The following is a 26,248-nucleotide window of genomic DNA, read 5'->3' on the forward strand; positions in this document are numbered from 1 at the left end:
TGCGGCGATCGCGCGCTGACGGCTCACCTGCCCGGTCCCGGGTCCCTTATTCGGGATTCGGCCATGCCCGCCGGGCGTTCCTGCGGGGTCGGCCCCGTTCTCTCCAGCCGAGGGTTCCCGGCAGAGGTCCTCAGGCAGGGGTCCTCAGGCAGAGGTCCTCAGGCAGGGGTGACGGTCAGCCCGCCGAGTCCACCCGTGCGTACGGCCACCGAGCCGAACGGGGTGCGCAGCCGGAGCCAGCCGCCCGCGGCGAACAGGGCAGCCCCCGGCACACCCACCGGCACCGGGCGCAGGAAGCCCAGCGACTGTGCGGCGTGCACGGCCCGCAGCGGCAGGGCGGTGGTGCCAAGGGTGCGGGACCAGATCTCGCGGCCGATGCGGTCGCGTTCGGCGCGGGTGCGCCGCTCCGGCGGCAACGCCTCGTCACGGGCTCGGAATTCGGTGATCGCCGCGGCGACCGCGCCCCGCATCTCGGCAACGCCGGGCAGCCCCGGCATTTCCTGCCAGCCGCCGCGCGGGGGCAGCACCCCGGCCCACGGCGGCCCGGTGACCGAGGGGGGAACTGCCAGTTCTGCGCTCCCGAGGGACTCCAGCAACTCCCCGGCCGAGACGGTGACGTCGAGCCGGGTGCTCTCGTCGGTGTCGGCCAGCCTCGCCGTACGGATCGCGAGTACCTCGAAGGACGGCGGCCTGCCGAACACCGCGAGCGCACCGCCGCCGGCCTGCAGCCGCACCGCGGCAGCCCGGTCGTAGTGGATCAGCCTGCCGAGGAAGGCGGCGAGGTCCGCCGCCTCCCTCGCGTCGGCGAGCCGCAGGGTCTGCACGGGCGCTGTCATGCTGCGACCGCGTCCTCCGCGCCTTCGTCCAGATACTCCAGGAGGAAGGACTTCTCCTCGGCGCTGATCCGGCGCGGACGCCCCGCCGCCAGGTCGTACGGGACGACGATCGTCGATGCCCGGACGTACACCTGGTCCGGATCCTTGATCTCGTACGCGATCGTCAGTGACGCCGCGCCGATCTTCGTCACCCACGACTCGATGGTCACCGGCTCATGCCGGTGGATCAGCGGTCGTACGTAGTCGATCTCGTGCCGGGCCACGACGGACCCGCCGGAGAACGAAGGGGAGCCGTCCCCCGGCGCCAGCCGGAACATGAAGTCGATGCGGGCCTCCTCCAGATAGCGGAGGAAGACCACATTGTTGACGTGCCCGAAGGCGTCCATGTCCGACCAGCGCAGAGGGCACTGGTACCTGTGCCGAGCCACTGCCTGCCTCAGCCCCGCGTGAGCTTCTTGTAGGTGGCACGGTGCGGACGGGCCGCGTCCGCACCGAGCCGCTCGACCTTGTTCTTCTCGTAGGACTCGAAGTTGCCCTCGAACCAGAACCACTTGGACTCGCCCTCGTAGGCGAGGATGTGCGTCGCAACCCGGTCCAGGAACCAGCGGTCGTGGGAGACGACCACGGCGCAGCCGGGGAACTCCAGCAGCGCGTTCTCCAGCGAGGAGAGGGTCTCGACGTCGAGGTCGTTGGTCGGCTCGTCGAGGAGCAGCAGGTTGCCGCCCTGCTTGAGGGTGAGCGCCAGGTTGAGGCGGTTGCGCTCACCGCCGGAGAGCACCCCGGCCGGCTTCTGCTGGTCCGGCCCCTTGAAGCCGAACGCCGACACATAGGCGCGGGACGGCATCTCGACCTGTCCGACGTTGATGTAGTCCAGCTCGTCGGAGACGACGGCCCACAGCGTCTTCTTGGGGTCGATGTTCTCGCGGCTCTGGTCGACGTACGAGATCCTGACGGTCTCGCCGACCTTGATGTTGCCCGAGTCCGGCTTCTCCAGGCCCTGGAGCATCTTGAACAGCGTGGTCTTGCCGGCGCCGTTCGGGCCGATGATGCCGACGATGCCGTTGCGCGGCAGGGTGAAGGAGAGGTCGTCGATGAGGACCTTGTCGCCGAAGGCCTTGTTCAGGTTCTCGACCTCGACGACGACGCTGCCCAGACGGGGGCCCGGCGGGATCTGGATCTCCTCGAAGTCCAGCTTCCGCATCTTGTCGGCCTCGGCGGCCATCTCCTCGTAGCGGGCCAGCCGGGCCTTGGACTTGGCCTGTCGTCCCTTGGCGTTGGAGCGGACCCACTCCAGCTCTTCCTTGAGCCGCTTCTGCCGCTTGGCGTCCTTCTGGCCCTCGACCTTGAGGCGGGACGCCTTGTTCTCCAGGTAGGTGGAGTAGTTGCCCTCGTACGGGTGGGCGCGGCCGCGGTCGAGCTCCAGGATCCACTGGGCGACGTTGTCCAGGAAGTACCGGTCGTGGGTCACGGCGACGACGGTGCCGGGGTACTTGGCGAGATGCTGCTCCAGCCACTGCACCGACTCGGCGTCGAGGTGGTTGGTGGGCTCGTCGAGCAGCAGCAGGTCGGGGGCCTCGAGCAGCAGCTTGCAGAGCGCGACACGGCGGCGCTCACCACCGGAGAGGTTGGTGACGGGCCAGTCGCCGGGCGGGCAGCCCAGCGCGTCCATGGCCTGCTCCAGCTGCGTGTCCAGGTCCCAGGCGTTGGCGTGGTCGAGATCCTCCTGGAGCTTGCCCATCTCCTCCATCAGCGCGTCGGAGTAGTCGGTCGCCATCAGCTCGGCGACCTCGTTGAAGCGGTGGAGCTTCCCCATGATCTCGGCGGCGCCGTCCTGGACGTTCTGCAGGACGGTCTTGGACTCGTCGAGCGGCGGCTCCTGGAGGAGCATGCCGACGCTGTACCCGGGCGAGAGGAACGCATCACCGTTGGACGGCTGCTCCAGCCCGGCCATGATCTTCAGAACGGTGGACTTACCGGCACCGTTCGGGCCGACCACACCGATCTTCGCACCGGGCAGGAAGCTCAGCGTGACGTCGTCAAGGATGACCTTGTCGCCGTGCGCCTTGCGCGTCTTGCGCATGGTGTAGATGTACTCAGCCAAGAGAAACCGTCCGGCAATAGGTGAGTGGGCAGATACACCCCATCTTGCCTGACCGCCACCCCGGGAACGAAACCAGTACGGCGGGGAGCCCGCTCACCGGGCCACGACGGTTCATGCTGTAGTCGTCCCGTCACCGCGGGTCGCCGCCGGTCGGCAGCGAGCCGCACGGCCCATGGACGGCCCGGACAGGTGCCCCCGCCATCCGATGACGCAGCGCAGCCCGGCCGCGCCTCGCGACACCCTGCGGCGGGAGGATCACTCGGGGCAGCGCCCCGGGCCGGTCGCCCGGTGCCGACACGCACCCGGGCCGAGCGCCGACGCGCATGCACCGACGGCTCGTGGTGGACTGGTGACTACCGGATTCTTCTGCCCCGCGGGAGCGGCTGTGCAGGCCCTCGCCGCTCGAGCGCTCGATGCGGTCGACCGCCGTTCACGCCACGGAGTGGGCTGCAGGGGGCTTCGTGGGGCATCGGCGTCCTTGCTGCACCTCACCGCCTCCGCCGGATCGGGAGGTGCTCCATGTCCGGTCACGCCGGCAAGGTCCGCAACATCCTGCTCGTCTGGCTGGTCTGGCCGCTGATCACGCTGGGCATCTACCACTGCGTCTGGTACTACAAAGTGAATCGCGAGGCGCGGGATTTCGATCGGCGCATCGCGGTCGACCCGATGCTGGCGCTCCTGGCCATCACCGTGGGGTGGCTGGTGATCGTCCCGCCGTTCGTTTCCGTCTACAACACGGGCCGGCGCATTGCCCAGATGCAGCACTCGGCCGGGATGCAGCCGAGCTGCAACGCCTGGATCGGCCTCATCCTCATGATCGTTGCGGGTCTGCACTCGCTGTACTACCAGCACGAGCTGAACCAGATCTGGGCCCATTACCGGAGCCTGGCCGAGGGTGAGCTGGTACTCCTCGCAGCCTGACGCGAAGACACACGTCACGGCCGGCCATCACGGCCGAGGTGCCGACCTTCACGGCCGAGGTCAGGGCATGAGCTCGAGCGGGCTGTAGCGGTGCGCCTGCCCGCCGACCCACTCGGTCCAGGTCGGATCGTCGAGCAGCGCTTCCGCATCGGACAGACCCGCCCGCCGCAGGAATTCGAGCAGGTCCTCGTCCGAGCGGGCGAGCCCCATGATCTGGTTCCGCACCGTGATGCGCCGCCCCCCGGAGGGGGAGATCCGGTGCACCACGATCGGGACACGACCCATGCATCCAGGCTGCGCCGGATGGCCGCCCGCAGCACGCCGGGCCCCGCAGCTCGCGCCGGGCGACCCCGCGCCCGTGGCGGCCCCGTTGCGGACAGGTGACCCTGGACCGGCAGGGGGCGCACTGTCACCGTGGACTCACCCTCCGCGGCTCAGTCCTCCGTGGTGGGGGCCTTCTTCTTGCGTACGAGGAGGACGGCGACACCGCCCACGACGACGAGCGCGATCGCCACGCCCGCGATGAGAGGAGTGGCGTTCGACGCACCGGTCGCGGCGAGGTTCTCACCGCCGCCCGAGGTGCCGCCCGCCGATGCGGGGCTCGGCTGGGAGGACGGCAGGCCGGGAGCCGGGGCGGCGCCCTTGGTCCTGCAGTCCAGCACTCCCTTGAAGTTCTTAGAGAAACCGCCGGGTCCGGTGATCGTGAAGTCGTACGCCTGGTCCTCGGGAACCGGGACGGTGACGGTCCGGGACTCACCGGCAGCGATGGAGTGCTTGAAGCCCATCAGCTCGAAGGTGAACGCCTTGTCGCCCTTGTTGGTGGCCGTGATGTCGACGCCACCCTTCGCACAGTTCTTCTCCGCCGAGAGCGCCGGGATCGGTCCCGTCTTCGCCCAGGTGGCGGTGGCGCTCGCGGAGACCGTGGACCGGCTGGAACCGGCCAGGATCTGGGTCTGGCTCTTCGCCACCCCGGCGAACGCCCGGCCGACCGGCACTGTCGTGGTCGCCTGCACGGTGAGCGAGGCAGTACCGTCAGCGGCCCCCGAAGGTATGCCGAAGTACAGCTCGCTGCCGTTGACCGCGGAGGTCACCGGCTTGCCGTCCTTGTCCGTCACCTTGACGCCGCTGGCGGCGGCATCGGCGGGCGGAGTCACCGTGACCTGGTCGGCGTCGGTACGGACCGTGACCGGCCCCAGCCGTTCGCCGGCCTTTCCGGAGACCGCGTTCGGCTCCAGACCGAGCGAGGCACGGGGCTCCCCGACGTTCCGCGCCTTCTTCTCCAGCCAGTCGGCAAGTTTCTCGGCGGCCGGGTCGAGTGCCTCCACATCGGCCTGGTCCGAGTAGCGCCAGATGGCGACCTGGGTGCCCGCCGCGGCAGTCCGCTCGGTGAGGGGCCCTGTGCCGGCCCGGTCGGCAAGTGCCATGAGGTCGTCGACCTGGGGGTAGGAGTGCTGCAGGATCCAGCGGATCTTGCCTGCGTCCCTGTTGGCACCGAGAGACGTCTGGTCCCAGGGCGTCTCCAGGTACTTGGCCTGCTCCTGGGTGGGGTTGTGGATGTCGATGCAGTAGGTCTTGAGCGTGCCACCGCCGTCGACCGTCATTTCGAAGAGGCCTGCAGGCAGTTCCTCTTCCCTGCCGCCGTCGTGCAGCACGGCACGGTCGAAGGTGGTGAGGCCGTCGAGGGTGGCCGAGGCACCGCCGGTGTGCTGGGGAGCCTCGTCGGCGACAGCGGGTCCGGCGATGACCATGGACCCCGCCGCGAACAGCCCGGACACCAGAGCCGTCACCGCCGAGAGGGCGGCTCCCCGCCGACGTACAGAGAACGCAGAAAACACAGAATTCCCCTCCGGGCGAGGCCCTTTCGCGTGGGGTGCGTGGGGGGAGCGCCTCGCCTGCAACTCAAGTGCCCGTGAATACTGGGGAATCCTAGAGAGACGGCCGGGGCCGATGCCCCGTCATACCGTCAGACAACCATTCCGAATCGGAATCGTTATCGCAGCCTCTACATCCCTTGGTGAACTATCGACAAATCTCCACAACTGCAGGTCAGGGTGTCATTGCGCTGGGTACACCGCGCGCGGCAGCGGGGACGCCCGCGCCCCGTCGGCCGCGGGCCGCCCCGGAGCCGGGCCCGGTGACGCAGGCCAGGTCGGAGCCCGCGTCGGAGCCGGAACGCGTGGTGGAGGTGGGAGTCGGGACCGGTTCGGCGCCCGGGTCGGCGCCGGAGAGCAGGACGAATTCGGAGACCGAGCCCGGCGGGCAGGCCCACGGATCCGCCGAGTCGGCTGCCGGGACAGCCGTACGGACGGCGGCCCGGTCGTCCGGCCCGGCACCGTCCGCGCCGTCTCCGGTCGTCAGTCCGCCCGGACGCTCCGTCAGCTGCGGTTCTGCTCTTGCCGCTCGTCGGAAGGCCGACGTTCCGCGCGTCATGTCATGCCCCACCGCCACCGCGTCGATGTCGACGGATGTCCGCCGCTGCCCGCCCCGTTCTTCCTCCCTCACCCTCAATCGGCCGTGCACCACGAGTGGTTCACCGACGGACACCGAAGCCGACAGGTTCAGTCCGAGCGACCGCCAGGCCCACACCGTGTAGAAGCTGGTGGGACCGTCCGCCCAGAACTCCCGCCGGCGGTCCCAGCGGCGTGAGGTCACCGCGAACCGGAATCGCGCGTATCCTCCGTTCGCGGATTCCCGGTACTCCACACCGGTCGCCACATTGCCGACCAGGGTCACCATCGTCTCGTTCATGCCGGATCCCCTCCCGATCGACGGCCTCTCGACGGCCGCCTCATCCACCCGTTCGACAGCCCGGTCGCTGCTGTCTCCGTCCTGTTGCTTCCATGCTGGTCCCGCGCACGGATTCCCGCCGCTGCCTGTGGAAGCCGCCGCACATGGGGAAAACCCCGCCACCCGTACGAGTGGCGGGGTCCTCGGTTCGCCGTTCGGGGCCGACGGAATCAGCGTCTGGACACCGCGGAGTACTGGTCCCGCACCTCCCGGTACCGCAGCAGCTCCCCAGCGATCGGGTCGAGCACCCTCGCCCGCCCGCATGCCGCAGCGGCCTCCTTGAGCCGCCGTTCCGCGTCCTGCCCGTACCTCCGCGCGGGCCCCCTCGCCGCAGCCGCGCAGCCCCACTCCACCAGCGGACCGCCGATGATCCCGGCCAGCATCACCAGCACCGGTGGCACCAGCATCGGCTCCATGACCCCGATGATCTGCCCCACGAGCCACAGCCCTCCGAAGACCTGGAGCAGGGTCATGGCGGCCTGCGCCAGCACCGCGGCCGGCCACCACTTGGGCCTCGGCGGCCGGGCTGTCGGCGTGCCGAGGGTGACCGCGAGCTCGTCCAGGGCCTCGGGCAGCCCCTCCGCACCGCGCACCGCAGCCTCACGCACGGCCTGCGCCCAGGGCACGGGCAGCCCCTGGACCGCCTCATCGGCGACGATACGGACCGCCTGTTCCACGCGCTGCCGTGCGGTGAGCTCCTCCTCCACCGGCTCCGCCGGCTGGGGCAGCCCGCCTCCGGGCGTGCGCAGTCGCTCGCACCAGCGCCACAGCCGGAGCCAGGGGGTGCCGCAGGCACGCCCGGCGTTGCGGCTCCACTGGCGTTCCGCCTCCTCACCGACCGCCGCGGCCCCCACCGCGCGAGCCAGCCGGGCTGCGAAGTCGTCACGGGCCCGCTCGTGAAGTCCGGGCTGCCCGTCGGCGACGTACTGGGAACGCAGCCGTGCCGCGGCCGCATCGACGTCGGCAGAGATGCGCCGCGCGGCTGCGGAGCGCTCTTGCACAAAGTGCCCGAGCAGCTCGCGCAGGTCGCCGACGCCCTCGCCGGTGAGGGCCGAGAGGGCGAGCACGGTGGCGCCGGGCTCGCCGTGTTCACCCACCGCGATGCCGTCCTCGTCGAGGAGCCGGCGCAGATCGTCGAGCACCTGGTCGGCGGCCTCACCCGGAAGCCGGTCGATCTGGTTGAGGACGACGAAGGTGACCTCGGCGTGCCCGGCGAGCGGCCGGAGATAGCGCTCGTGCAGGGCGGCGTCTGCGTACTTCTCCGGGTCGACGACCCAGATCACCGCATCGACGAGCGCCAGCACCCGGTCCACCTGCTCCCGGTGGACGGTCAACGCCGAGTCGTGGTCGGGCAGGTCCACGAGGACCAGCCCCTGCAGCGTCTCGTCGCCGGACCCGCCCGCCAGCGGTCTGCGGCGCAGCCGCCCGGGGATGGCGAGCCGGTCGAGCAGTCCTGAGGCGCCCTCGGACCAGCTGAGGGAGATCGGGGCGGAGGTCGTGGGCCTGCGCAGCCCGGTCTCCGAAATGGGCACGCCCGCCAGGGCGTTGAACAGCGTCGACTTTCCGCTGCCGGTCGCCCCGGCGATGGCGACGACGGTGTGCTGCGACGACAGGCGCTGGCGCGCCGCCGCCCCGTCGAGGACCCGTTCCGCCTCGTCGAGGGCATGGCCGTCGAGCCGGGCGCGCGAGAGGCCGACGAGTTCACGCAGGGCGTCGAGACGGGTGCGCAACGGAGCGGCGTACGGGCCCCCTACGGGGACGTGCGGATCCTCGGCGAGCGCCTCGTCGTCGAACGCGGACGGTTCGGAGACGCGGCGTGCGATGAGGCCGTCGTCCCAGCGGGCGTCGCCCGCCGCGTCCGAAGCATCGTGCTGTGCCTCACCCGCCCCGGTTCCGGCCCCGGTGCCGTTGCGTTCCGCATACCCCTCTGCGGGTACCCGTTCGCGGCCGGCCCCCTTGGAGCGGGTCGCTTCCGCACCTGTCCCGTGAGAGGCCGTCCCGTGGGAACCGGCACCCCCCGAGCCAGCGCCCCCGGAACCCGTGCCCTCCGGCCCGGTCTCCGAGCAGCCCTCGGTCTCCCCAGTGACAGCAGTCACCGGCGGTCACCTCTCCTTCTGCAGTACGGACAGCGCGGCGATCAGCTCGGCCTGCGGCTCCGGGGACACTTCGAGGGCGTCGAGCGGGGCGAGACGGCGGTCGCGCTCCTCGTGCATCACACGGTCGATGCACTCCGTCATCAGCTCGGCGCCCTTGTCCCGCAGCCTCAGTGCACCCTGGGCTCCCAGGCGTTCGGCAAGCAGTTCGCCCGCGGCACGGGCGCGCCGGCTGCCGAGCAACGAGGCTGCGAGCAGCGCGGCAACGGTCTCGGGATCAGGGGCGGCCGAGCGTTCCATGCCCCTCACCGTCTCCTCGGCGAGCTCCTCCAGGACGCGCCGCCAGCGGCGTACGGCCATCCCGATGCGCTCGGTGGACTCACGATCGGCGGCTGCGTGACCGCCGCCGACGGCGCCGGCGGCCGGCTCGCGCCGCCACGCTTCCTGAAGCCGCTCGTCGGCGGCCGCCACGGCGCAGTGAAGCAGTGCGATCAGGCTCTCGGCGAGCGCGTCGAGGAGCTCGGCGGCGGAGCTGTCACGCGGGTAGCCGCGCCAGCGGGTGCGGGCGTCCCCGGCGAGCACCGCGCCACGGCCGAGCTGCTTGCGCACCCGCCCGGCCTCCAGCGCGTACGCCTCCTCGACCGCACCGGAGAGGCGCACGGCGGCGGCGTGCTGCGCGGCGACGGCGCCCGCGAGCTCGGGCATCCGGGCGTTGAGCGAGTCGATGACCCCGGCGGCGGTCCGTACGACGGTCTGCCGGCGTGCCGCGGGATCCAGGGCCCGGTGCGCCAGCCAGTCCCGGAGGGCCACGACTGCGGAATCCGGCAGCAGCCCGCTGCCGCGGCCCGCGGATTCGGGAAGCTCCGGGATCGTGAACCGGGGAACCTCGCCGAGCCCCGCCTTCGTCAGGAGCGCCGCGTACTGCCGGGACACCTCCGTGACCATCTGGTGCGGCACCCGGTCGAGCACGGTGACGAGCGTGGCGTCGTACTGCTTCGCGGTACGCAGCAGATGCCACGGGACCGCGTCCGCGTACCGGGAGGCGGTGGTGACCATGACCCAGATGTCGGCGGCACAGATCAACTCGGCGGCCAGGACCCGGTTGTCGACGACGAGCGAGTCGATGTCTGGTGCGTCCAGGAGGGCGAGCCCCGGAGGCAGCGAGCCGGCGGTCTCGATCCGCAACGCCTTGTCCTCGGTCTGCCCACGCCCACTCGCCGAGGCCTCGATCTCCTGCTGGGGCAGCCAGACCCGGGGGAGGTGAGGGAGCACGCGTACGCCCGCGAACCAGTGGTGATCGTCGGGGTGACACACGAGCACGGGAGTCCGGGTCGTGGGCCTCAGCACACCGGCCTCGCTGACACGCCGCCCCACAAGCGAGTTGACGAGAGTCGACTTCCCGGCGCCTGTGGAACCGCCGATGACCGCGAGCAGCGGTGCTTCGGGGTCCTTCAGCCGGGGCACCAGATAGTCGTCCAGCTGCGCCAGCAGCTCGTCTCTCGTCCGCCGTCCGCGCGGTGCGTCGGGAAGGGGGAGTGGAAGACGCACGGCAGCGACACGGTCGCGCAGGGCGGAGAGTGCGTCGATCAGCTGAGGCCGTACTTCCATGGTCACCACATGCGAAGAATGCCCAATTTTGGAGTCTTTTTGAAGCGTATGAGCGTCCCTGCGCGCCGATCAGACAGACGGGACGGACGAGACAAGTGGGGCACAGGCATAACGAGTGCACAACACCCGAGGTGTGAGACGGAAAAACCGCTGCGAGAATCGCACCTGCCTGCGATTATCGGTTCGCTTCACCGAACCTCCACATCGTGCCACGCAGGTGAAGCAACCGGGCCAAGGCGATCGGAGCCCTATCCTTGTCCCGGCAAGGTCACGGCCGACCCACCAAGGGCTCAAGGCCACCGAGGCCACATCCGGCCCCCGTAGCTCAGTGGATAGAGCAGGCGCCTTCTAAGCGCTTGGCCGCAGGTTCGAGTCCTGCCGGGGGCGCACAGAGCACATGGCCGGTCGGCCCTCCTTCGAGGAGGGCCTTTTTGCTGGTCAGGGGCACTCTAGCGAGGTGTGCGTAGCAGACGCGTAAGCGCCGGAACACCCCAGGCGACCATGAGGATGGTGCGACCCCGTCCGCCTGGGCAAAGGGTTTCCGCCGATGACTGCGGGCCGTACGCAATGAGGATTCCCGGCCTGGTTCGGCTCTCTCCTGCCGGATCGGGCGTCCCCGACCGCCTCGATGTGCACCTGCCGATCCCGCGCCGACCGGAGGTGCTCCGGGCGACACGCGGCGAGCAGCACCGGTCCGCAGTGCCCGTCGGCCTCTCGCCCGGACGGGCACGAATCCGCGTCCGGCCGCGTCATCGGCCGGGTGCAGGGTCGGTCCGCTCCTGTCGAGGAAAGGGGCGAATTCCGCAGGGGCCAGAACTTTTTTTCGAGCGATGCGCCGGGCCCGGCGGATGCCGCCTTCAGCCGAGCTGCTCGGCCGGTCCGACGACGACGCCCTCGGGACCGCCGACGCAGCAGCGCCGACAGCTGTCCTCGTACTGCGCCGGCTCGCCGACGAGTTCGGCGCCGTGGGTGGCGCGCACGCAGGCGGGCAACGCGTCGTCGATGTCGTCGATGTCGTCGACCGCGAACATGATGCGACGAATGCCCAGCGTGATCGACGGCGCGTCCTTCGCTCGGCGCCGATCGCCCTCGGCGTGTGGAACATCGCCCGCTCGATTCGGCCGTGGCCGTCCGGGACTCGCAGCATCGCGATGTCCTGCCGGACGTCGTCGAGCCCGATGACACGCTCCTCCCCGGTGCACGTCACGCGTCGGCCGGTCCGCGTCCGATCATCGGGTCACGCGCCGCATGGAACCCTGTGCGCATGTACGAAGAGCCGACGACGAGTGCCGGAGAACTGTCTGTGAGTGCGTGGGAGGACGGCGGAGCTGTTCGGACGGACAAGGGCCGGGTACGGGGCTCGGTGGTCGACGGGGTCCGTGTCACGCTCGGGATTCCCTACGCCGCAGCGCCGTTCGGATCCGGCCGGTTCCGCGAACCCCGCCCCGCCGCCGCCTGGGAGGGGGTGCGGGACTGCACGCGGTTCGGGCCGATTGCGCCTCAGTCGGCGGAGCTGCCCGGCTCACCCGCCTGGTCACCGGACGAGGAGGACATCCTCAGTCTGAACATCTGGGCCCCGGAGGACGCGACGGGCCCGCTGCCGGTGCTGTTCTGGATCCACGGCGGGGCCTACACCTTCGGATCCTCGGCTCAGCCCGACTACGACGGGACCGCGTTGGCGAGTGCCGGCCTGGTGGTCGTGACGTGCAACTACCGGCTCGGCTTCGAGGGCTTCGGCCATGTGCCCGGCTTCCCCGACAATCGCGGGCTGCTCGACCAGATAGCCGCGCTGCGCTGGGTCCGCGACAACATCGCAGCCTTCGGCGGGGACCCGGACAACGTCACCGCGGCCGGGCAGTCCGCCGGAGCCGGCTCCGTCGTGTGTCTGATGCTCAGCGACCGGGCCACCGGTCTGTTCCGGCGTGCCATCGCCCACAGCGTCCCCGACGCCTGTCTCCCGCCGGACCTCGCCGCCGGTCTGACCCGGAAGGTGGCCGAGGCCGCAGGGGTCGCACCCACCGCCGAGGGGCTGCTCTCCGCCTCGCCCAAGGCTCTGGTGACCGCGTCGGACCGGGTGGTCGCGCAATTCGGTTCGGACCCGCACGCCGGGCCGTTGCACTACGACACGGTCATCTACGGACCCGTCCTGGACGGCGAGTTGGTACCGGCGGATCCGGTTGCCGCCATGCGTGAACGCTCCGGAAGGTCGGTGGACCTCCTGGTGTGCCACACGACCGAGGAGTACTGGCTGATGCACGAGGTGGGCAGCATGCCGCCCGTCACCACCGAGGAAGGCCTGGCCCGCTTCGCCGACGCCTTCGGGCTCCCGGACGAGCTGATCGCGGGCTACCGCAGGCTGATGCCGGAAGCACCGGTCCTGGACGTCTACCTCGCGATCGCCGGTGACGCGGTTTTCGTCGCCCACACGGTACGCCTGGCCGAGGCCCATGCCCGCGCAGGCGGCCGCGCCTACCTGTCCCGGTTCGACCGGCGCCGCACCGGGCCCGGCAAGACCACGGTGCGGGCGTGGCACGCCGCGGACGTGCCCTTCGCGTTCGGCACCCTGGACGCGGCGGGCGTCGACTTCCTCACCGGTGGGCCGGTAGACGAAGACGACCGGGCGCTTTCCCGGCGGATGGTCCGGGCCTGGGCCGACTTCGCGGCAACCGGGGAGCCCGGCTGGGCGCCGGTCGGCGCCCGGGCCGCGGTCGCACATGTCTGGGGCGTGCCGCAGGACCACCAGGCGGCCGACGCCACGCTGCGGGAACTGTGGGAGGGCGTACGTCCCGCTCCGCTGCGGCTCTGACGCCCTCGCGCTGGGAGCCGCAGACGCGGAGTCCTGCCGGGACCGCCCGGTCCGGATGACGACCGGCCCGCCCTCCGGAATCGCTCGCTGCCGGTCCGGCGGCCCCGCACGGGTGCTCCCGCCGCTCTCTTCCGGGCGGCAGCGGGCACCGGGTCCCGCCCCTTCGCCCGGCTCCGACCAGGCGTGGTCCAGGGCCCCTTGGCCCTCCGGTCAGCCGCTCCTGCCCCGGACCAGGGACCGGCGCAGTCGGGAGGCGGGTTCCACGGCACCGCCGGGCAGGTCGAGTTCGGTCAGCCGGTCCCGCTGGAAGTACCGCGCGGTGCCGGCATCGCCGTCCCCGTGGCCCGGACGGTCGCCCAGCAGCCGGGCGGCGTCGTCCCGCAGACGCGGATGGATCCTCGGCTGCATGCAGTAGCCCACGGCCCGGACCAGCGGATCCAGCGTCCGTGGTGCGGCGCCGAGCACGGCGGGGTCCGCTCCGGCCTCCAGGTCCGGCACCAGATGGTCCACGAGGGTCAGGGGCATCCGGTTGCTGTTCTCGTACGGCGTGAGCCGCTCCAGCACCGACGCCGTGCCCACCCGCGCGAGGGGAATCCCGTAGTACACGGAGGCGGTGAACATGGCGGTCGAGAAGCAGCCCACCACGAGCTGCGGACGGCACTGCTCGTAGAAGGTCTCCGCGAGCAGCGGGCCGTCCAGCGCGGTCAGGCTCACTCCGGCCTCCGCGGCTGCCGTGCTCAGAGCCAGCGAGTAGCGGGCGGGCGCGGTCGGATGCGGCTTGAAAACCACCGACCGGTGCCCGGCCGCCGCGGCCCCGCGCAGCATGCGGATGTGCAGGTCCTCTTCCTCGTCCGCCGTCAGGATGCCCAGTGCGGCCAGGTACTGACCGAGCAGCAGCGCGGTCGGGGCGGCCTCGACCGCTTCGGTCACCTGCGCGAGCCCGACGGCCGACTCGCCGATCTCCGCCAGCACCTTGCGGAAGGCCGCATCCGGTACGAGCTCCGGCGGGACGCCGAACTCCGACAGCAGCAGTGGACGCAGTCCCGGGACCAGGTCGAGATGGAGAAGTCGCTGAATGCGGCAGGCGATCGACTGGGGCAGCTCGCCGCGCGTCGGCCCGTAGCTCATCAGGCCGTCGGCGTACACCTGGACCGGGCTCTCGGCGAAGATCGTGGCGAGTGCCCTGGCAGGGTTGACCTGGATCGACTCGACGATCACCTCGACCGGTCCGCTGTCCAGTCCCCATGCGGCCCGGAACGCCCGCTGCCACACCGGACTCTCCTCCGGACGCGGTCCCCAGGAGCCCGGATGATTGGGCCGGATGGCCTCGTTCCAGTCGATCACTTCGTCGAACCGGGCGGCAATCCGGTCGTAGCCGGTCATCTCCTCGAGGCGCAGAGCCGTCTCGGGGACTTCGGCGTTGTTCGAGGCCAGGAGGAGCCGTCGCGTGTCCTCGGCCGTGCCGAACTGCCCGGCGTCGAGGGCCGCCGCCAGCGTGGCGGCACCGTAGAGCGTGGACACCTGGAAGATCTGGGTGCGCTGGGGCGTCTGCATGGGGTCAGGCGGCCTTTCCCGTGTCGCGCAGACGCTGGAGCAGCGTGCTGCGTGCGGTGTCCATCGTCGCCAGGGTCTCGGCCAGCACCTGCTGGGGCATGCGCCGAAGTGCGTCGGACACGTCGTGCTTGAGCCGCTTGGCCACGGCCGGCTCGTACTGGTCCGCCTTGGCCAGATGAAAGGCGATCATGGCGCAGTAGGTCCTCACGGCCTTCGGGAGAAAGCGGTCCGCCTCGGCGTCCTTCGCCACTTCTTCGAGCAACAGGTCGTACGACGGAATGAAGTCCAGCTGACGGTTGTCCGAGATCTGTGTGAGGGATGTGGTGACCCCGCGCCGGTAGAAGACCCCGTGCAGTCCGAGAGCCGCGTACGACTTTGCGTTCAGATGAAGGCGCCAGATCCACAATCGGTCCTCCGCGGTGCGCAGTTCCGTCTCGAACCGTGATCCGCCGTTCTCGAAGAGGTGGCCGCCGTAGATCCCGAACGGTACGAACGGGTAGTCCACCATCGTCACCATGCTTGCCGGTGCGATTCCGTCCCGGGGGTCCATCACGGTGTTGCGCCGCTTGGCGGGCGCATAGCGGATGTGGCGGGCCCTGCCGGTCGCCTGAACATGGTCGGTACGGGCGAAGTCGCAGCCCAGTCTCTCGATTCCGTGCACCATGGCCCGCAGATGACCGGTGGCGTACCAGTCGTCGCCGTCCAGGAACGTGATGTAGTCCCCGGTCGCCGCGTCCAGACCGGTGTTGCGTGCCTGGGCCACTCCCCGGTTGGTCTCGTGGCGGATCACCGTGGCATTGGGGATACGGCGCCGCCAGTGGTCGAGAACATCCGGTGTGCCGTCCGTCGAGCAGTCGTCGACAAGCAGGAACTCGAAGTCCGGGTCCGCATTGTTCGCGAGGCTGCGCATCGTGTCGGGAGCATAGGCTCCGACATTGTGGAAGGGCACGACGACGGACAATTTCGGCACATGGAATCCAGACACTCGAACGCCGGTCTTTCCCGGCAGAATATCGCCGCCGATTTCCGGTGGGACGAGCCGGATTTGCACTCCGGATGAACTCTTGTCGTCGTGTGGACGAACCACCGGCAGCCGCTCAGTCCCCGGCCGGCCCCGCACGCCCGCGCGAGCGCCGGTGCCGGAATCCGACGGCCGCCAGCAGGATCAGAGCCGCGGCGCCGACCGCGAGGCCGAGCCGTAGCCCGGGCGGCCGGAAGGAGCAGTTGAGCGTGGCCGCCCTGCCGTCGAGCGGAACGGCCAGCAGTCCCAGGTACCGTTCGGCGGGCACGGGAGCCGCGTCCCCCGCGGCACAGGTCCATCCCGAGATGCGTGGCGCGGCGATGACGGCGGTTCCGGTGCTGCCGGCCGGCAGTTCGGCGGAAATGGCATGGCCCCGGATGTGCACGCCGGTCGCACCGTGCGCCGTCAGTTGCCGTACCGCCGCGTCCAGCCGCGCCTGGACGAGACACCCGACCGGCTGCCGCGGCAGGACCGCCCCGGCCGACGGGTGCAGGTCGATCCGTAGCGAGCCGGAGGCCGGCACGGTGCCCAGCGGCTGCATCGCGGCCTGCACGGCCGGCGGGCGGCCCGCGAACGTCACGGGCAGACGCCCGCCCAGTGCGGCCGTGCCCTGGTACCGGGGAGCCCAGAAGTAGACGCGCGAACCGGCGGGGCATGTGGCAACGAGCGTGATCGTGCCCTTGGTGCCCCTCTTCCGTGTCGGATCGCCGGGCACGTCGTACACCTTGGCGCCGAGCAGCATCTCCTGGTTGGCGAAGGCGGAGTCGCCGAACCTGGCCCCTCGTCCGGAGAGCCGCACCCCGGGGCGGACCGTGACCAGCGGAGGGACCGCGGTGTCGGTGGAGGTGACAGCGGCCCCGGGGGCCTTGTCCTGATCCACCGGTGCCCGTGGATCGGAGCGCATGCGGGTGCCGATGGAGAAGATCGCGTCGGTCACCGGATGGTCCAGGCTGACCGGGTGCCGCCCCTTGGCGTAGTAGCCGAAGCCCAGGGACGCCAGCGTGCTGGAGTACACGTCCGCGGTGAGGCTGCTGTAGTAGTCGGCACCCTGGCCGCCGACCACCATGACGTCATTGCCGCCCGGAACCTCTCCGGGATCCGTGCGGTGCCGCGGCCAGGCGTCCTTCTGCGCCGTCGCCCGTTCCATCTCCCAGTGCCAGGGTCCCAGCCGTGGCGCCCAGGACACCTCCTGCAGTTGCTGCCGTTCGATACGGGCCCCGCTGACTGCGGCCTCGCCTGCCTGGGCCACGACGAGGAGCGCCACGGCCACGGCGAGCAGGGCCCGGACGCCGACGCCGTACCGTCGGGCGAACAGCACACCCGCGGCCGCCACCACGGCGAGCACCACGGCGGCCGAGAAAGCGGGGTAGGTCCACCGGTCGATGTCCCCGCTCCCGCGGGCGGCCCACGTCATCACGGCCAGCAGCGCTCCGGCACCCAGCAGCGCGGGCAGCCGGGGCAGCCCTTCGGCCGTGGACAGCCAGGCGGCGATCAGGAGCAGCCCGCAGAGCACGAAGGTCTGGCGGTAGGGGATGCCGTTCGGCGAGGCTCCGGCGTGCCAGAGCAGATGGGTGGGCTCCCACTGCATGGAGAGGGCCACCAGGCAGATCGTCGCCGTCCAGGTGGCACGGACCCGCGGCACCAGTGCCCGGTTGAACGGCAGGGTCAGTGCCAGCGCGAGGGCGGGGGTGCCGATGTGGACGGCGGGCGTCGCCACGCTCGATGTGGCCGGCAGCAGCCGGGCGAACACCTCGGTCCAGGCGGCGGCCGAGAAGGCCGTCGCGGGGGTCGGATCGGCGACGCGGGCGGCCGAGTGGACGACCAGGACGACCGGTGCGGCAATGCCGATGCCCAGGACCGCGCTCCGAACGGCACGCAGCAGGGCGCCGAGGGGCCGACGGCCGGAATCGCCGGCCGCGAACAGCCGTGCCGCCAGCACCACGGCGGCCCCGATGGTCGCCATGTAGGCGGTGTAGAAGTTGGCCACCCAGGCGAGGGCCACCACCAGCGGTCCCAGCAACGGGCGACGCCCGGCACGCGCCCACTCCCCGACCAGGCAGAGCAGCGGGAAGGCGAGCAGGCCGTCCAGCCACATCGGGACAGTGGCACCGTAGTTGAAGGTCCAGCCGGACAGCGCGTATGCGGCTCCGAGCACGGCGGCCACCGGCCACGGTCCGCGGCGCAGCGCCAGCAGCAGGACCGACATCGCGGCACCTGCGGCAGTGATCTTGAGGACGGTGACGGTGTAGAGGGCGAGCTCGATGCGGTCCGCCGGGAAGAGCACGACCATCAGGTCGAACGGGCTGCTCAGATATGTGCCGAAGTCGGCGAGGAAGTTCGAGCCGAAGCCCGAGTTCCAGTTCAGGAACATATCGCCGTCGGCCTCGCCGAGCAGAAGCTTCCGCCAGTACGCGTGGTACGGCAGGTACTGCTGGCCGAGATCGACGACATTGCGGGTGGTGGGGCCGAAGGGATGGCTGCCGGCCATCACTCCGCCGAGGCAGAAGACAAGGCAGGTCAGCACGGCGGCAGCGGCCGCCGCACGTACCCGGACGCTGCGCCGGGATCTCGTCACCAGCCGCCGCAGGCGTCCGGGCTTCGCCACTGCGGCGTCGTCCGCCGTCCCGGGCCGGTCGCCCGGGGTCCTGGCCCGCTCGCTCTGGGCAGGGACGGCCTCGGCAGCAGGGGGCACGCGTCGTCCTCCGGGATGTCTGGCGCGGGCGCGCGGATGCGCGGGGACCCGGCGCTGACGTCACCGCACGGGCCGTGGGCCATTACCGCCGATCAGGGCAACCCTGACCCCATCACCAGACGGACCCTGCACACACCACGGGTGAATTCACGGTGTCGCACCGGGGCCCGCGCCGCTCACCCGGCGTACCCGGAAGGCTTGTGAATGGCCACTGGTGGGTGCAACCACCCGGGATGGAAAGGGACTTGGCCACCCGGCTCCGATGCGCGAACGGCGTTCTGCGAAGATCGCCCGGAGTACCGGCGCGTGACTGGTGGGGGCGATCGCATGAACGGTGGCACGGAGAACGGATCGAAGAGCGACAGGGTCGGAAGGTTCACGACCGAAGAGGAACGGGACCGGTTCCTCGCGGTGTACGACCGGGCCATGGAGCTGTGGCCCGGGCCCCGCGGCAGCCGTGAGATCAGCACCCGCTTCGGCACCACCCATGTCCATGTGTACAACGGCGCAGCCGACGGAGTTCCGCTCGTTCTGCTGCACGGGGCGAACTCGACGTCGGCCATGTGGTCGCAGAGCGTCGCCGCATTCGGCGCGGACAGACCCGTCTACGCCATCGACACCATCGGTGACGCCGGTCGCAGCGTCCAGACTGCTCCCCTGCCCGGCCCCGACGCATTGTCCACCTGGCTGGACGAGGTGCTGGACGGCCTCGGACTGCACAACGACGGGCGACGACGGCGATTCCTCGGCAAACTCACGGGTCCGATCGGCTCGGCCGGTACGGGCGACCCCGTGGCGCCCGCGAGCGGGAGGGACGCCTCGGAACGCGAGATGGATCTCATGCTCGCTGCGATGCGTCACTTCCGGCCGGGAACACCTCATCCGCAGAAGATCGACGACGAACTGCTGCGCTCGCCGGCCGTCCCCACGCTCGTCCTCCTGGCCGAGCTGAGCACGGTTCATGACGCGCGTCGCGCGGAGCGGCGCGCCCGGGCGCTCCTGCCCGAGGACATCGCGCGGGTCGAGACGATACCCGGCGCCAGACATGTGCTGCCCCCCGATGTGCTCAGTGCACTGCTCCCCCGGTTCCTCGCCGACGGGCCCTCGTTCCCCATGGACGCGTAGACGCCGGAAGGCCACGCGGGGGATGGCGGTCCCCCACCGGCCGACGCCGAAGGGATGCCGAGGGGGCGCAGGCGAGCCTGTCGGGCGGCCGGCGGAAGGGCGAACGGACAACCGCATCTGCCAGGCGCCCGAGGACGCCTGGCAGATGGAGATGTGCCGCTGCTCAGCGGGGTCCCCTCATGGTCCCGCCCGTTTCTCAGACCCTCTTGCTGCCGGCACGCCGGCGCCTGGCGATCACCAGCGAACCGCTGCCGAGGAGCAGCAGACCGCCTGCAGTCGCGAGCAGCACGACGGGCGCATCCGAGGAACCGGACTTCGCGAGCTCGCGGCCTCCGTCGTCATCACCGGAGGATCCGCGGTCGCCGCCGGAGTTGCGGTCGTGTCCGCCGCCGTCACCGTGATCGGAACGCCCGCGGTCACCGCCATCACCGTGATCGGAACGCCCATGGTCACCGCCATCACCGTGATCGGAACGCCCATGGTCACCGCCATCACCGTGATCGGAACGCCCATGGTCACCATCGTCACCACGGCCCGGACGCCCATGGTCACCATCGTCACCACGGCCCGGACGCCCATGGTCACCATCGCCGCCATGGCCGGGACGCCCATGGTCGCCGTCGCCGTCACCGGGACGCCCATGATCGCCGTCACCGTCACCGGGACGCCCATGGTCACCGTCACCGTCACCGTCACCGTCACCGTCACCGTCGACGGTGATGCGCGCGGCAACAATCTCGCCGGTCACACGGACGAGCTGGAAGTCGTACTGCCCGGAACGCACACGCTCGGGAATTCGGACACTGTCCGTCACCGTGCCGTTGGTGTCGGCGACATGGGTGTCGAGCGGCACGAGGGGCCTGTCCCCGCCCTCGTCACCGTCCCCGTTCCCGTCCTCGTAACCGTCCTCGTCCCCGTTATCGCTACCGTTCCCGTCCTCGTCCCCGCTGTCGTCCCTCCGGTCGGAGGCATCGCTCCATGCGGGCGAGGTACTGGGCCGTGTGAAGACTGGTCCCGTCCTGAGCGAGACCGTGGAGGCCAATGCCCCCGCGGCACCAGCCGCACCGCCCACGGGGGCGAGCCGGGAGGTGACCTGCTCCGTCCCGTTGAAGCCGGTCGCGATGAAGTTGATGACATCGCCGGGGCCGACGGTGTTGTCGTCGATCTGCAGATTGAGGGCGGGTGGGTACTGCGCGAACGCCGGCTCGGCTGCGATCAGCGGACCAGCGGCGATCAGGCTTGCGGCGGCGGTGGCAACCATGGCGACACGCCATCTAGAGCGTCTGGGCATCGTGTTCGTGGCTCCTTCGGAGGGCGCTCGATGAGCGGTGATCTTCGTTGGCATCGGAGTGGGACGAGGCGTATGCCCGCTGCCGGGGAGGCTGGGGCTGTGGACCGGTGATGTTCAGACCGTGGCTCTATGGCCGCCTATGCAGCCGAATCGCGCCGACGATCGCGCCGCGCTCGAAGCGGTCCCGGCCTCAGCGGCCCCGGGCCGTGCCCGGCGGCACCTTCCACCGGTCTTCTGAGCATCACGCCATACCGGCCAGGACCGTGTTCGCGCACTCGGTGGGTGCACAGCGGCGCAGGCGAAACGTTTCGCCGTGTGCCCGACCTCTACCAACATCGCGCTGATCACTCCCTTGCCTCAATCGGCGCTGCCGCCTGCTCCCTGCCACCGTCGACCGGCCGATTCGGGCGACGATCGGCCGGGACCCGCCGGAGCAAGGACATCGCCCGACACAAGGGCGTCGCCCCGGCGTCGAGCAACGTGATCAATAGACGTCGACGCCTCCGGCCAAACAGGCTCGCCACAGTGCTCCGCAGGACGGCGCAGTGCTGACACCCGTGTGGCCCTCACGATTCGTCGTGAAAGCCCGCTTGTGTGATGGGGCATGACATGGGTACGGCCGGCGAGCGCGTGTCGCGCACCGGCTCACGGCTGCGCGAGCACCGCCGCGGACCGGTGCGCGGGTGGCGGGCCCGGTGCGGTGCGGTGCGAACAGGGTCCTCCGGCGCCGCCGCAGCGGCGCTTACCCGGCTGCGCACGCCCCTGCGCCGCCCAGGACCTTGCGCCTTGGACACGGAGGGGAGGACGGTGAAGCGTTGAACACCGCTCGACCGTCCTGTGACCGCGTCGTCCGGGCTGAACGGGCGTCGGGGCGAAGGGACGACCTGTCGTCCAGGCCCCCCGCACCGGCCGTTGTCGGGATCCCGGCCCTCGCCGACGGGTCGGGAGTGGAGCCGGCGGGGCTGTCCGAGTCCGGACGGAGAACGCGGGCTTCCAGGGACCACGGTGGGCGGTCGTCACGGGGACGCCGTGGCGTGGGTGATCCGACCTTGCGTAATAAATGCCTCATACCTGTCTAACCTGGTCGAGCCCGGATCCGAACTCACGCAACGAGGTGCACCGCTTGTGGAACTCCGCAGCATCCTGAGAGCGCTGGTCCGCAGCTGGCCCGCTGTCGTCGTCTGCACCCTGGTCGGCGTCTGCGCCGGCTGGGCTGCCACCGCTCTGGCCACCCCGGTCTACCAGGCGCGCACCCAGCTCTTCGTCTCGGCCCAGTCGGGCGGGAACGACATCAATCAACTCCAGCAGGGCAACGCCTTCTCGCAGGCCAGGGTCCAGTCGTACGCCGCGATCGTGACCAGTCGTCAGGTCACCCAGCACGTCATCGATTCGCTGAACCTGCGCACCACGCCGGAGCAGCTGGCCGAGCGCATCACCGCCGAGGCCCCCATCAACACGGTGCTGGTCAACGTCACCGTGAGCGACACCAAGCCCCACCGGGCGGCAAAGATCGCCAATGCCGTGGCGCAGCGTTTCAGCGCCGTCGTCGAGCGTCTGGAGACTCCGAAAGGACGCACCTCGCAGACCAGGTCCCCGGTGAAGCTCGGGGTCACGGAGACGGCTGCCGCCCCCTCGGCTCCGGTCAGCCCGCGCCCCTTGCTGAACCTCGCGATGGGTCTGCTGGCCGGGCTGCTCACGGGCACCGCCATCGCCGTACTGCGCGAGACACTCGACACCACCCTCAAGACGACCGACGCCCTTGCGGAACACACCGCCCTGCCGGTGCTCGGCGCCATCCCGTTCGACAAGAAGACGGCCAGCCAGCCGCCCGCCACCGGTGCACTCGGCCACACCCCGCGGGCCGAGGCCTTCCGTCATCTGCGGACGAATCTGAAGTTCACCCAGATCGGCAAGCGGCCCTACGTCGTGGTCGTGACCAGCGCGCTCCCCGGTGAGGGAAAGACCAGCACTGCGGTCGGCCTGGCCCTCTCCCTCGCCGATTCCGGCACCTCCACCTGTCTCGTCGATGCCGACCTGCGCCGTCCACGTGTCGCCGATGCGTTCGGGCTGATCCAGGACGCCGGCCTGACCAGCGTCCTCATCAATCAGGCGGACGTCGAGGAGGTGATGCAGCAGACCGGGCGGCTCGCGGTTCTCACCAGTGGACCGATCCCGCCGAACCCCGCCGAACTCCTGGCATCCGGCCGGATGGTCGAGATCCTCGACGAACTCGCCGGCCGCTACGAGGCCGTGATCGTGGACACCGCACCGCTGCTCCCCGTCGCGGACACCGTGGGTCTGGCTCCGCTGGCCGAGGGCGCGATCCTCGTCGCACAGGCCGCGAAGACCCCACGGGACCGGACCGTCGCCGCGGCGGATTCGCTGCGTGCGGTGGGCGCACGCACCTTGGGTGCCGTCCTCAGCATGGCGCCGGTCGCGAAGCGGAGGGGCAGCAGCTATCTGTCCGCGTACGGTTACGGTTACGGCGATCCCTCGGCGGCGGAGCAGCCCATGACGGCCCCGCGCCCGCGTGCAGCGGCGCAGCGCCAGTCGGGGAAGTACTCCAAGCGCCGCTCGTCGTCGGCGCCCGCACGGAGCGATGCCTGATCACATGCGTCACGGGCGAGGGCGGTTCTGCCGCCCTGCGCCTGCGTCGGCACAGATGCCACCGTCAGCCTCCGGAGCCGCCGAGTCCCTCGGCCCGGCCCGCACCCGGCCGGCCCGTTCCGCCCCCTCCTGGGGCGCGGTCCGACCGCAGGGGAGCCGGGCTGCGGGGAGGTAGGACTGCGCGAGCGCACGGAGCGGGCGTACGGATGAGGAGACACACCCATGGCCTGCGACACCGAGCGCCCCCAAGACCTGCACGTGCTCTTCGTCTGCACGGGCAACGTGCATCGCTCGGCGCTTGCCGAACGGTTGCTGGCCGCCAGACTGCCTCAGGCCCGGGTCTCCAGCGCCGGCACCCGGGCCCAGCACTTCGCCGGCATGGATCCCGCGACCCGCGGCGCGCTGGAGGAACTGGGCGGGGACGGCGCCGACTTCGCGTCCGCCCCGCTGACCGAGGCCCTTGTGGCGGGGGCGGATCTGGTACTGGGTCTCGAGCGCATGCACCGTGACGAGGCGGTACGCATGTGCCCGCCTGCCCTGCGGCGCACCTTCACGCTCAGGGAGTTCCTGCGGCTGGCGAAGGGGACGACGGAGGACGTCCGCACCCCCGCGGAACTCATCGCCCGCGCCGCCGCCGTACGTGGCACTCTGCAGCCCGTTCCCCGTGCGGCGGACGAGATCGCCGACCCCTGGGGGAGCCCGTACGAGGTACTCCTCGACTGCGCGCACGAGATCGACTCCGCAGTCGGTGTCCTGGCCGCGCTCCTGGTGTCCCGGCCGAAATGCGCGGGAGGCACGGCAGATCGCTGACCGGAGCTCCAGGAGCCGGCGCGCCCTGGCCAGGGGGCTGCCATGACCGGGCAGATGAGCCCGGTGCAACGATGAGGCTATGTCCTCGGCCTGCGGCGGCCGATCCGGCGAGCCCAGTAGGCCAGCACGAGGAGGACGAATCGCGTGTTGCCCACCGCGTAGCGCATGAACATCCGGCGTGGTTCCTGGAGCAGCCGGTGGCACCACTCCAGGCCCGTCCTGCGCATCCAGGCCGGTGCCCTGGTGCGGAGCCCGGCGACCACGTCGAAGGATCCCCCGACCCCGACCACCAGCGGACATCCGAGGGCGGTCTGGTGGCGCGAGAGGAAGCGCTCCTTGCGCGGGGTCGGGACCGCGACGAACAGGATGTCCGGTTCCGCCTCACGGACGGCGGACACCACCTCGTGCTCCTGGGACTCGTCCCAGTACCCGTCTCGCCGGCCGACGACGTCGACGCCCTGGGCGACGGCGATGCGAGCGGTCTCCTCCACCACGGTCCGCTCGGCGCCGAGCAGATAGACGCGGTACCCCTTGCGCGCGGCCACACGCCACAGCGCGAGCATGAAGTCGATTCCGGTCACCCGTTCCGGCAGCGGCCTGCCGAGGAGGCGGCCGGCCCAGACCACGGACTGACCGTCGGCGTTGACGAGCGAACACGAGCGGATGATCCGCGCGAGTCCGGGATCATCGTGCGCCTGGACGACTTTCGCCGCGTTCAGTACGACGTGCTGGTGCGGACCGCCGTCCTCGATCAGCGCTTCTGCGGCTGCCACCGAGGCCTCCAGCGTGAGCGGGTGCACAGGGAGACCGCACACCATCACCGGCCGGCCCGGCCCCACCGGGCCGGCCGGCAAGCCCTCGGCCGGCTCCTCGTCCAGCAGTCCAGGTGTACGCACATCCGCCTCCGTTCCTTCTGGGACACCGTTCACATGCTCGCGTCCTGCCAGAACTCGGTGAAGGACGACTTGATCCGGTCCGGCTCGTAGAGCGGCCGCAGTTCCTTCCACACCTTCTGCTGGCGTCGTCTGACGCCCTCGATGTCGGTCATGCATGCGCGAAGGAATCGGGTGACCGAGTCGACGTTGCTGTCGATCCGCTCCACACAGCCCCGGCTGAAGAGTTCGGCGCTCCCCGGGGACCATGTCGCCGCCACGGCGCAGCCCGCCTGCAGACCTTCGAGCAGGACGAAAGGAAGGCCCTCGGCCCAGCGAGCCGGAAGGACGAAGACGTCGGTCCTGGACCAGAACGAGAGAACATCCGCCGGCTCGAGCACACCGAGGTCGTCGTCCACACACGCCATACGGCTGCTGGGAACATCGCTGCGCAGTCCCGCGACGGAGAAGCTGACCGGGGCTCCCGCGCTCTTCAGCCGGGCGACCGAGTCGCACAGGATGTCAAATCCCTTTATCGAGTGCATCGTTCCGATCCAGCCCACGCGCAGTGGCCCGTCGGAGTCGGGCGGTGCGCTCGTCACATTGCGGGGCGCGGAACTCTCAGGTGCGGGATTTCTGATCACACGCACCGAGGCAGGACGGCATCCCGCTGCTTCAACGGCAGCCGCGACGGCGTCACTCAGAACGATCCAGTGGCTCCCGTCGAGCGTTTTCCGCAAGGCCCGGCTCGACGCCACCCGCGTGGGCAACTGGGAGCCGTGCAGATGGACCACGGTGGCGCAGTTGAACATTCTGGCGAGGGTGATGATGAGCGTGTCACGAAGAAGTGGCAGCCCCCACTGGGAAATCGGCAGATAGACGGCTATGGGCGATCTCGCGGACAGGATGTGGACACAGCGCAGAATCACCGCGATCGCAGCGGACGCCCTTGCCGGCCAGGCGGCCTTGAACTTCATGGACCCGGAGCGGTTCGCAGACAGTGAAATGACATCCACGACCTGGCAGTACGACTCCAGAATCGGTGTGAAGAAGTCGGCGGCCCGCCCCATTCCCCCGAGCCCTGTGCTGTGCCGGAAGACGAGGACCGTCGGCCGTGACATCTG

General features: G+C 70.6%; 19 protein-coding genes, 1 tRNA gene and 1 pseudogene. 6 read left to right on the plus strand and 15 right to left on the minus strand.

Annotated elements, in window-relative coordinates; translation table 11 throughout:
• Nucleotides 1-158: 158 nt before the first annotated feature.
• The 3 genes from AC068D_RS07185 to ettA are packed head-to-tail and all read right to left on the minus strand — an operon-like array spanning nt 159 to nt 2,937.
• Nucleotides 159-836, minus strand: coding sequence for a DUF8010 domain-containing protein (locus tag AC068D_RS07185; protein ID WP_478821942.1), 678 nt, complete (start codon nt 834-836; stop codon nt 159-161).
• Nucleotides 833-1,264 carry an acyl-CoA thioesterase gene (locus tag AC068D_RS07190; RefSeq protein WP_478821943.1) on the minus strand — a complete coding sequence of 144 codons (432 nt, stop codon included), beginning with the start codon at nt 1,262-1,264 and terminating at the stop codon, nt 833-835. The genes AC068D_RS07185 and AC068D_RS07190 overlap by 4 nt, the downstream gene beginning before the upstream one ends.
• A gap of 8 nt (nt 1,265-1,272) precedes the next feature.
• Nucleotides 1,273-2,937: an energy-dependent translational throttle protein EttA gene (ettA, locus tag AC068D_RS07195; protein ID WP_478821944.1), complete on the minus strand. Its 1,665-nt coding sequence runs from the start codon at nt 2,935-2,937 to the stop codon at nt 1,273-1,275.
• A gap of 519 nt (nt 2,938-3,456) precedes the next feature.
• Here ettA and AC068D_RS07200 point away from each other — a divergent pair.
• Nucleotides 3,457-3,858 (plus strand): DUF4234 domain-containing protein, encoded by a 402-nt coding sequence (locus tag AC068D_RS07200; protein ID WP_478821945.1) that lies wholly within the window; start codon nt 3,457-3,459, stop codon nt 3,856-3,858.
• 60 nt (nt 3,859-3,918) lie between these two features.
• Here the strand turns inward: AC068D_RS07200 and AC068D_RS07205 are convergent, their stop codons facing one another.
• The 5 genes and pseudogenes from AC068D_RS07205 to AC068D_RS07225 form a co-directional block, all read right to left on the minus strand.
• Nucleotides 3,919-4,143, minus strand: a complete 225-nt coding sequence (locus tag AC068D_RS07205; RefSeq protein ID WP_478821946.1) for a hypothetical protein — start codon at nt 4,141-4,143, stop codon at nt 3,919-3,921.
• Between the two features lie 149 nt (nt 4,144-4,292).
• Nucleotides 4,293-5,693, minus strand: a complete 1,401-nt coding sequence (locus tag AC068D_RS07210; RefSeq protein ID WP_478821947.1) for a Cys-Gln thioester bond-forming surface protein — start codon at nt 5,691-5,693, stop codon at nt 4,293-4,295.
• A 508-nt stretch (nt 5,694-6,201) separates the two neighbouring features.
• Nucleotides 6,202-6,606, minus strand: a pseudogene (locus AC068D_RS07215) (single-stranded DNA-binding protein); the annotation flags it as partial.
• A 209-nt stretch (nt 6,607-6,815) separates the two neighbouring features.
• Complete coding sequence (locus AC068D_RS07220; protein ID WP_478821948.1) at nt 6,816-8,741, minus strand: YfjP family GTPase; 1,926 nt, start codon at nt 8,739-8,741, stop codon at nt 6,816-6,818.
• Between the two features lie 6 nt (nt 8,742-8,747).
• Nucleotides 8,748-10,346 (minus strand): dynamin family protein, encoded by a 1,599-nt coding sequence (locus tag AC068D_RS07225; protein WP_478822037.1) that lies wholly within the window; start codon nt 10,344-10,346, stop codon nt 8,748-8,750.
• A 314-nt stretch (nt 10,347-10,660) separates the two neighbouring features.
• Between AC068D_RS07225 and AC068D_RS07230 the strand changes: the two genes are divergently transcribed.
• Nucleotides 10,661-10,733 (plus strand) — tRNA-Arg (locus AC068D_RS07230).
• A gap of 470 nt (nt 10,734-11,203) precedes the next feature.
• Here the strand turns inward: AC068D_RS07230 and AC068D_RS07235 are convergent.
• Nucleotides 11,204-11,377, minus strand: a complete 174-nt coding sequence (locus tag AC068D_RS07235) for a hypothetical protein (RefSeq protein ID WP_478821949.1) — start codon at nt 11,375-11,377, stop codon at nt 11,204-11,206.
• Nucleotides 11,378-11,610: 233 nt separating this feature from the next.
• Between AC068D_RS07235 and AC068D_RS07240 the strand changes: the two genes are divergently transcribed.
• Nucleotides 11,611-13,152, plus strand: a complete 1,542-nt coding sequence (locus tag AC068D_RS07240) for a carboxylesterase/lipase family protein (protein WP_478821950.1) — start codon at nt 11,611-11,613, stop codon at nt 13,150-13,152.
• A gap of 210 nt (nt 13,153-13,362) precedes the next feature.
• On the opposite strand, the gene AC068D_RS07245 is transcribed toward AC068D_RS07240, so the two are convergent.
• From AC068D_RS07245 to AC068D_RS07255, 3 genes are all read right to left on the minus strand, one after another.
• Nucleotides 13,363-14,706 (minus strand): polysialyltransferase family glycosyltransferase, encoded by a 1,344-nt coding sequence (locus AC068D_RS07245; RefSeq protein ID WP_478821951.1) that lies wholly within the window; start codon nt 14,704-14,706, stop codon nt 13,363-13,365.
• A gap of 4 nt (nt 14,707-14,710) precedes the next feature.
• Complete coding sequence (locus AC068D_RS07250) at nt 14,711-15,676, minus strand: glycosyltransferase family 2 protein (protein WP_478821952.1); 966 nt, start codon at nt 15,674-15,676, stop codon at nt 14,711-14,713.
• A 127-nt stretch (nt 15,677-15,803) separates the two neighbouring features.
• Complete coding sequence (locus AC068D_RS07255) at nt 15,804-18,419, minus strand: YfhO family protein (protein WP_478821953.1); 2,616 nt, start codon at nt 18,417-18,419, stop codon at nt 15,804-15,806.
• Nucleotides 18,420-18,746: 327 nt separating this feature from the next.
• Between AC068D_RS07255 and AC068D_RS07260 the strand changes: the two genes are divergently transcribed.
• Complete coding sequence (locus AC068D_RS07260; protein ID WP_478821954.1) at nt 18,747-19,544, plus strand: alpha/beta fold hydrolase; 798 nt, start codon at nt 18,747-18,749, stop codon at nt 19,542-19,544.
• 196 nt (nt 19,545-19,740) lie between these two features.
• Here AC068D_RS07260 and AC068D_RS07265 read toward each other — a convergent pair whose 3' ends face one another.
• Nucleotides 19,741-20,835, minus strand: a complete 1,095-nt coding sequence (locus tag AC068D_RS07265; RefSeq protein ID WP_478821955.1) for a hypothetical protein — start codon at nt 20,833-20,835, stop codon at nt 19,741-19,743.
• A 1,125-nt stretch (nt 20,836-21,960) separates the two neighbouring features.
• Between AC068D_RS07265 and AC068D_RS07270 the strand changes: the two genes are divergently transcribed.
• Nucleotides 21,961-23,442 (plus strand): tyrosine-protein kinase domain-containing protein, encoded by a 1,482-nt coding sequence (locus tag AC068D_RS07270; RefSeq protein ID WP_478821956.1) that lies wholly within the window; start codon nt 21,961-21,963, stop codon nt 23,440-23,442.
• 222 nt (nt 23,443-23,664) lie between these two features.
• A complete protein-coding gene (locus AC068D_RS07275; protein ID WP_478821957.1) occupies nt 23,665-24,252 on the plus strand; it encodes an arsenate reductase/protein-tyrosine-phosphatase family protein in 588 nt (195 codons plus the stop codon).
• Nucleotides 24,253-24,329: 77 nt separating this feature from the next.
• On the opposite strand, the gene AC068D_RS07280 is transcribed toward AC068D_RS07275, so the two are convergent.
• Both AC068D_RS07280 and AC068D_RS07285 read right to left on the minus strand, forming a co-directional pair.
• Nucleotides 24,330-25,148 (minus strand): WecB/TagA/CpsF family glycosyltransferase, encoded by an 819-nt coding sequence (locus tag AC068D_RS07280; protein ID WP_478821958.1) that lies wholly within the window; start codon nt 25,146-25,148, stop codon nt 24,330-24,332.
• Nucleotides 25,149-25,177: 29 nt separating this feature from the next.
• Nucleotides 25,178-26,245: a glycosyltransferase family 4 protein gene (locus tag AC068D_RS07285; RefSeq protein ID WP_478821959.1), complete on the minus strand. Its 1,068-nt coding sequence runs from the start codon at nt 26,243-26,245 to the stop codon at nt 25,178-25,180.
• Nucleotides 26,246-26,248 lie beyond the last annotated feature (3 nt).

The sequence above is a fragment of the Streptomyces sp. NPDC043861 genome (assembly GCF_056435905.1).